At 75.2% G+C, this 1,901-nt stretch carries 2 protein-coding genes; both read right to left on the reverse strand.

All coding sequences use genetic code 11. The features are described from left to right. The coding region (pdxR, locus tag CCN44_RS17200) for a MocR-like pyridoxine biosynthesis transcription factor PdxR (RefSeq protein ID WP_107502078.1) at window positions 1-1,297 on the reverse strand (1,297 nt) is incomplete at its 3' end. 38 nt (window positions 1,298-1,335) lie between these two features. Then, window positions 1,336-1,901, reverse strand: a 566-nt coding sequence (locus CCN44_RS17205; protein WP_414820502.1) for a flavin reductase family protein, incomplete at its 5' end; no start/stop codon positions are given.

A 1,901-nucleotide genomic window follows, 5' to 3' on the forward strand; every position in this document is an offset into this window, starting at 1 on the left:
GGGCGGGGCGGGTGCCGTGGCGGAAGTGGGCGCCGCCCCGGACCAGGACCGAGCGGTGCAGCGCGGCGGCGACGAGTCGGGGCTCGTCGACGTGCCGGGGCAGTTCGACGTAGGCGTGCAGCCCGGCGGCCGCGCCGAGGATGCGGGCGTCCGGCAGGTGGTTGCGCACCGCGCGCTCCAGCAGGAGGCGGCGGGCCCGCAGGCGGGCGCGGCGGCGGCGCAGGTGGCGGTCGAAGCCGCCGGAGGCGAGCAGTTCGGTGAAGGCGAGCTGGGTGAGGATCTCGGATCCGAGGTCCCGCCTGGCCCGCGTCTGTTCCAGCAGGCTCGTCAGGCGGGGTGGGACGGCGATCCAGGCCAGCCTCAGCGCGGGCGAGAGCGATTTGCTCGCGGTGCCGGCGTACAGCACGCGGTCCGGGCAGAGCCGCTGCAGGGCGAGCGGCCGGGGCGTCTCGTCGAACCACAGCTCGCCGTCGTAGTCGTCTTCGACGACGAAGCCGTCGACGTCCTCCGCCCATCGGACCAGGGCCGCCCGGCGCTCGGTGCTGAGCGTGGCCCCGGTGGGGAACTGGTGCGCGGGCGTGACGAGCACCGCCCGGGCTCCGGTGCGGGCCAGCGCGTCCACGTCGATGCCGTCCTCGTCCACCGGCACGGAGCGGACGCGCAGTCCGGCCTCGGCGACGAACTGCCGCTGCCGGTGGTGGCAGGGGTCCTCCATGCCGAGCGCGTCGATGCCGAGCCGGGGCAGTGCGGCGCCGAGCAGACTGAGCACCTGGGCGAAGCCTGACGTCACCATGATCTGCCGGGGGGTGGTGCGCACGCCCCGGGTGCGGCCCAGGTAGCCGGCCAGCTCGGTGCGCAGGGCGGTCGCCCCCGACAGCGGGGGGTAGCCGAGTTCGCGGCCGCCGGCGCCGGTCAGCGCCTGCTGGTAGGCGGCCAGCCATTCACGCTGGGGGAAGGCCGTGCCGTCGATGGTGCCGGGCCGCAGGTCCCAGCGGACGTCGGGGACGACGCCGTCGTCGAGGAGGGTGGGGACGGCGGAGGGGGGCAGGTGCTGGGAGATCCAGGTTCCGGAGCCGCGCAGGGCCTCCAGGTAGCCCTCGGCGATGAGCTGCCCGTACGCCTCCACGACCACGCTGCGGGAGACGCGCAGGTCCTCCGCCAGTTGACGGCTGGAGGGGAGCCGGACGCCCGGGCGGAGGGTGCCCTCGGCGATCTCCTGCCGGATGGTGCCCTGGATCTGCGCGGTGAGCGGCACCGGGGCGTCCCGTGTGACGTCGATCAGTGTCTGCCAGGGCACCTCACTGCCCCCCTTCCCGGGGTACCGCGCGGGACCGGTCAGCCGTGGTCACTGCCGGTCCCTCCCTCCCGCGGGGCGCCGCTCTCCTTCCGGTTCCCGGCCGTGGACGGCCAGGCGTGGTAGCGGCGCAGTCCGTACAGCAGCGGAGGGGCGTCCTCGACCTCGCGAATGCCGTAGATCTCGCCGAAGACCATGCGCTGGGCACCGACCCGGACGGTGCGGGTGACCGTGCAGTCGGCGACGGAGCGGGCGGCCTCGTTGAGGTGGGGACCGGCGGCGCCGTCCGGCAGGTCCCAGGCGACCCTGGAGAACCGTTCGGGGTCGCCGGAGGCGAAGAGTTCGGCGGTGCCGCGCCCGAGGTGGTGCAGGAAGTTCACGGCGAAGCGGCCGGTGTCCAGGACGCGCAGCAGGGTGGGGCTCTCGGCCCGGATGCCGACGACCAGCGTGGGCGGCTCGGGGGTGACACTGCACACGGCGGAGCAGGTCATCCCCGAGGGGCCGGTGACGCCGTCGCCGGTCGTGATGACGGTGACCCCGCTGGGGAAGCCGGCCATCAGCGTCCGGAAGTCCGCTCCGGAGGCGGGGGCCGGGCCGGTGCCTTGCC

The organism is Streptomyces tricolor (assembly GCF_002155905.1).
Taxonomy (GTDB): Bacteria; Actinomycetota; Actinomycetes; order Streptomycetales; family Streptomycetaceae; genus Streptomyces; species Streptomyces tricolor.